This window comes from Acinetobacter sp. ABJ-A23_2, from assembly GCF_044538765.1.
Taxonomy (GTDB): domain Bacteria; phylum Pseudomonadota; class Gammaproteobacteria; order Pseudomonadales; family Moraxellaceae; genus Acinetobacter; species Acinetobacter nosocomialis_A.
The window spans coordinates 1-5,194 of sequence record NZ_JBIUCP010000092.1; the positions used below are offsets into that span (position 1 = coordinate 1).

Genomic DNA, 5,194 nt, shown 5'->3' on the forward strand with positions numbered 1-5,194 from the left:
CTTTAAGTCCTTTGGAAAATCTACTTAGAAGTAAAAATATTGGAACGCTTTCATTCAATTTAAGTGGCTTAAATAATACGAGTGAAACGAAATCATGTTTATCTCAGAACATAAATGAAAGTATGGTTTTTTACAGCCTTCTAAAAAAAGTGGATATTGTTATTGGATATAGTTTAGGCGGTTATATTGCAATTAATTTAGCGAAAAAGTTTCAAATTGATCGATTGATTTTGTTATGCCCAGCAATATATTCAGATCAAGCAGTCAAAAAAATATATGGAAATGAATTTAAAGATGAAATTTCCAAACCTTATAGCTTTTATTCATCATTGATTTGGCTTTTTCTAATGGAATATAAAAGAGAAATCACAATAGTTTATGGAGAGTTGGATGGTATAAAAACAGATAATGGAAAGTCGAAAGGGTTTTATGAAGTTAATGGTATTACAAAGTACTCTCCTATTCCCTATGAAATAGTTCAAACCTTAAAAAAAATTTCCATACGAAAAGCTAACTTTAATTTCATAATTGAGAAAGATAAAGATCATTACCTCTTAAAAAATATAAGAAATTATAATATTTAAAAATTGATTAGATTGGACTGTATAGGGTTCTCTTCTTATTAAAAGCGAATAGATTGAAATTTGAACTCCTACTCTCTTAGATGAAGTTGTTATTGTCGTAAAAATAAAGCCTCTTAAAATTTCTAGTTTAAGAGGCTTTTGAAATTTATTTAAATAAGAAATAGCTTTAATTTGTAGGAGCTAATTCAAAATTTGAAACAATACCGCAAAGAGTAAAATATTTGCGATCACTATGGCCCAACCACCATATAGCATGTATTTCAGTTGACTTGAACGTGCTAAGCCCATTTGACCAAACATATCAGAAGATGGAAAAGGACCAAACCAGTCTACTTGGGAACTTGATAATAAAACTGCTGTAACCGCAACAGGTGGAACGCCATTTGCCAGTAAAATTGGTCCAAAAATTTTATTGGTAAAGGTCATTTGTGCAACAGCTGCCCCTGGAATATGCCCCACAATATTAAATAAGAAAATACCAAAACACAGCATAGCAGGACTTAAGTCGACCAAATACGGTGTCGCATTATCTAATAGTGTTTGGTAAGCATTAAGTTTTTCAACAAGAACTAAAATTGGATTGTATAACCAGTAAAGAATAAACATCCAGACTAATTTACCGCATCCCTCGTAGAGTGCTTCTAAAATCTGCTTAGGACTAAAACCTGCAACTAACCCAGTTAAAGTGGCAACAGTAAGCATCACAATAATTGCAAAACTAAAGCCTGCTTTAAAAATAATTCCAAGAATTGCCATCACGATAATTGTGCCAATAAATACAATCGCTGCACGTTTACTTCTTTTCAATTCAGAGACACTTTCTATTTTTTCAGAAGATTCTAAGAAATTTTCATTATAGGTATATTTTCCAAAAGTCCACTTTTGGATATAGCCAGACATGAACCAACCTGTAAGAAGTGTGACAACACTCATAGGTATGGCACAAGTGCTCAAATATTGCGGGTAGGTCAAGCCTCCCAACTCTAAAATAGTCACTGTACTTGGTGTAAAAGGTCCTATAAAGAGACCGACAGAACCTGCTGTCATCAAAAGTAATGCAACGGTGGGCGGTGTTAAACCAACTGCAGCAGCAATGGGAATAATGACAGCAACAATAATGGCATTACCACCTGCCATAGTACCCAATGAACCACAAATAACAACTGATGAAATCATGATGCCAAGTTTGACTCGAGGAATACTTGAAAGCCCAACTTTATTGACAATAAATTTGACCAATTCTCTCGCTGCACCAGTTCGATTGGCAACTTCACCAACCCCAGCACCTAACATAATAATAAGACCTACAGTCGCAATAAATGAGCCCGTAGACTTTGCAAGGATTCCACCTAATTCAAATACACTGGTAGATGTCATTATCACGCTGATAATAATTGCAATAATAACAGCAAGGACAATATCGAGACCGATAACAGTTAAGAGCGCCAAGGCAAAAATAGGCAATAACCCAATTAAACCGACCTCCTCTATTGGTAGGCCTTTTGCATAAAATGCTAAAGCTAAGCTAAGAATAATAATGGTGATAAGGGCAATATTTTTAGGTGTCCTTATATTAGGTATTGTTATAGAAGATTGCTCAACTGACATATGTATCACTCCTTGATCATTGGGCATTGAATTTCACACCAATTTACAAGGGTTCATTGACATTAAATAATGAATTCTAATAGATTACCTATAACTATTAGTTATGTGCTCATTTATGAATCTTCGACACCTAGAGATATTCTATTTAGTCATGCTTTTTGGTTCACTCACAGAGGCTGCATCATCGTTATGTATTTCACAGCCTGCCGCAAGTAAATTGCTCAAACATGCAGAGCAACGGCTTGGTTTTGCACTATTTAAACGGGTCAAAGGAAAATTACAGCCAACCAAAGAAGCCTATACTTTGTATGATGAAATTAAGCCAATTTATGAAAAAATAAATGAATTAAATAAGTTGACGGATAATTTAGCAAGAAATACTCAAGGTCAAATCACACTCGGATGTTTACCCAGTTTAGGTTTAAGCCTCATTCCCAAATTAACTGCAAAATTTCTAAAAAAATACCCTGATGTTTTTGTCAATATTGGTACCGATCATACTCAAGCACTAGAGCAAAAATTATTAAGACGTGAAATTGATATTGCGGTGACGTTCCAGCCCCATACTCAGCATGGCATTATTGCCACACCTGTTCTGGAAATTCCTTTGGTTTACATTGACTCTAAGCCTATTGATGCAAAGCAAGATATTCATTCAATTGATGAAAACAGGTGGATTCAACCCTACGCAGACTCTCTCATGCAAGTCGTAAAAAAGTACAGAACATTTAATAAAAGTATTGTGAATGTACAAACTTACTATATGGCGAGTGAACTGGTACGCGAAGGTTTAGGATGTAGCATTACCGATATTTATACTGCTGCACACTCCTTACCAAATCATATGATTCACCCAATAAAACCAAGTTTGTATACCACAATTTATATTTTAAAAAATGCCAATGTAAGTACGACCAAAGCGACTGAAGATTTTATTGAATTAATAAAAAGAGAAATTGCTTCGATGACGCCATCGGTTAACCAAAAGTTATGAGTACTATGTAAAAACTCATTTGTTTAACCCTTTTTCTTCTTCTTTAATACAAATGTGTGTTGCAAATATAGCATGGAAGAATGAAAAAACATGTCGTTGTCATTGGTGGTGGAGTCATTGGTTTAAGTACAGCCTATGCACTTATTCAAGCAGGTCATAAAGTTACAATAGTGGAAGCGAATGACAAGATTGGCTGCCAGACAAGTTTTGCAAATGGTGGTCAACTCAGTTATCGCTATGTTGCACCTTTAGCAGATGCGGGCGTGCCGTTTCAGGCGCTACAATGGTTAGGAAAAGCTCATTCGCCTTTAAACTTTAAATTGAATTTTTCACCTCTTCAATGGTCTTGGTTATTCCAATTCCTCATGGCATGTAATCGTAAAGACAATATTGTGAACGGTAATCATATTTTACGGTTATCCCTATATAGTCAAAATGTTATGTCTAAATGGCGTGATGAAATTGATGATTTTGACTGGGTAAAATCAGGAAAAATGATTATTCATCGTGATGAAAAAACTTTTAGAAAAGCAGCAACAGGGATAGATCCAACTGTTCAAAAAGTGCTGTCATCAGAAGAAACTGTTCAACTTGAACCTGCCTTGAAAGGTATTGAATCTACATTAGTGGGTTCAATTTATACACCTGATGATGAAACAGCAGATTGCTACAAATTCTGTTTAGCTTTGTATAAAGCACTAGAAAAGAGTAGTAACTTCACATGCTTATATACACATGAAGTGACAGATTTTTTTGCGGAAAATAATAAAATTACTGCAATTGAAACAAATCAAGGACGTATAGAAGCAGATGAATTTGTCGTTGCTGCGGGCAATAGCAGTACTGCACTTTTTAATATGGTAGATATTTCAGTCCCAGTTTATCCATTAAAAGGATATAGCCTGACTCTACCATTCCCAGAAAAAACCAATGTTGTACCCAATATGAGCGTAACCGATTATGCAAATAAAATTGTATATGCAAAATTGGGGAATCAGCTTCGCATTGCCGCAATGGTCGATATTGGCTATCAAGATATCTACATTCGAAAAGAACGTATAAATGCATTGAAAGATACGGTACGAAAAACATTTCCCGATTTATTGGGTGTAAATACTGCACAAGAATGGAGTGGTTTACGTCCATCCACCCCTACCGGTTTACCCATTCTGGGTCGTACGAAATATTTGAATTTATGGGCAAATATTGGCCAAGGTAGTTTAGGTTTCACATTGGCCGCTGGTTGTGCCATGGTCATTAGTCAATTAATAAGCCAAGCAACATCACCAATTACATTAGATGGTTTATCTCTGGAGAAATAAAATGAGTCATGACATTCAACGTATTGACACAAATGCACGTTTATCAGGTTGTGTCCTTCATAACGGTTTAGTGTATGTTTCGGGTCAAGTACCAACAACTTTAGATGCTGATGCTAAGCAACAAACTTTAGAAGTTCTAGCAAAAATTGATGCTTTACTGGAACAAGCTGGTAGTGATAAAGGCCGTATTTTAACTGCACAAATTTGGATTAAAAACATTGCTGAAGATTTTGCAGTGTTCAATGAATGTTGGGAAGCATGGTTACCAGATGGTGCAGCACCAGCACGCGCGGCTATTCAAGCAGATTTAGCACGTCCGCAAGTATTAGTCGAAGTAATGGTTACGGCGAGTGTTAAATAATATTTTTAAAGTCAAGCTAGTAAATTTGCTAGCTTGATTAACTCACTCTCAATTATAACCACTCATCAACTTGATGTTGCACATCTTTATAGGTAACGTCGATCACCTCATCCTTACTAAGTACTTTACGAATTGATTTTAATCTGACCAGTTAGTTAGGCTAAGACAAAATAAATTTTCAAAAGACATTTTTAAAATTTTTATAATAAAAAACTCGTTCCAAAAACTTGAAATGGCTCTAGTGAAAAACACTGAGCCTGAAATAGTAAAAAATTAGAGCCTAACAATATCTACTGTAATGATTTGATGAGTAAATACAATATAT

General features: G+C 35.0%; 5 protein-coding genes. 4 read left to right on the forward strand and 1 reads right to left on the reverse strand.

What is annotated here, in order from left to right; translation table 11 throughout:
• The coding region (locus ACH63V_RS17850) for a YqiA/YcfP family alpha/beta fold hydrolase (protein WP_396464297.1) at positions 1-584 on the forward strand (584 nt) is incomplete at its 5' end.
• A 180-nt stretch (positions 585-764) separates the two neighbouring features.
• On the opposite strand, the gene ACH63V_RS17855 is transcribed toward ACH63V_RS17850, so the two are convergent.
• Positions 765-2,192 carry a Na+/H+ antiporter NhaC family protein gene (locus ACH63V_RS17855; RefSeq protein WP_343570073.1) on the reverse strand — a complete coding sequence of 476 codons (1,428 nt, stop codon included), beginning with the start codon at positions 2,190-2,192 and terminating at the stop codon, positions 765-767.
• Between the two features lie 115 nt (positions 2,193-2,307).
• Here ACH63V_RS17855 and ACH63V_RS17860 point away from each other — a divergent pair, with 115 nt between their 5' ends.
• The 3 genes from ACH63V_RS17860 (at position 2,308) to ACH63V_RS17870 (ending at position 4,869) form a co-directional block, all read left to right on the forward strand.
• Positions 2,308-3,186, forward strand: coding sequence for a LysR family transcriptional regulator (locus ACH63V_RS17860; protein WP_343570071.1), 879 nt, complete (start codon positions 2,308-2,310; stop codon positions 3,184-3,186).
• Between the two features lie 80 nt (positions 3,187-3,266).
• The gene (locus tag ACH63V_RS17865; RefSeq protein WP_343570069.1) at positions 3,267-4,508 is read left to right on the forward strand and encodes a D-amino acid dehydrogenase; all 1,242 of its coding nucleotides are present in this window, start codon (positions 3,267-3,269) and stop codon (positions 4,506-4,508) included.
• Position 4,509: 1 nt separating this feature from the next.
• The gene (locus ACH63V_RS17870; protein WP_212511760.1) at positions 4,510-4,869 is read left to right on the forward strand and encodes a RidA family protein; all 360 of its coding nucleotides are present in this window, start codon (positions 4,510-4,512) and stop codon (positions 4,867-4,869) included.
• Positions 4,870-5,194 lie beyond the last annotated feature (325 nt).

Coding starts and splice junctions, on each gene's coding strand:
- ACH63V_RS17865 (WP_343570069.1), top strand. CDS start 3,267: ATGAAAAAACATGTCGTTGTCATTGGTGGTGGAGTCATTGGTTTAAGT.
- ACH63V_RS17870 (WP_212511760.1), top strand. CDS start 4,510: ATGAGTCATGACATTCAACGTATTGACACAAATGCACGTTTATCAGGT.
- ACH63V_RS17855 (WP_343570073.1), bottom strand. CDS start 2,192: ATGTCAGTTGAGCAATCTTCTATAACAATACCTAATATAAGGACACCT.
- ACH63V_RS17860 (WP_343570071.1), top strand. CDS start 2,308: ATGAATCTTCGACACCTAGAGATATTCTATTTAGTCATGCTTTTTGGT.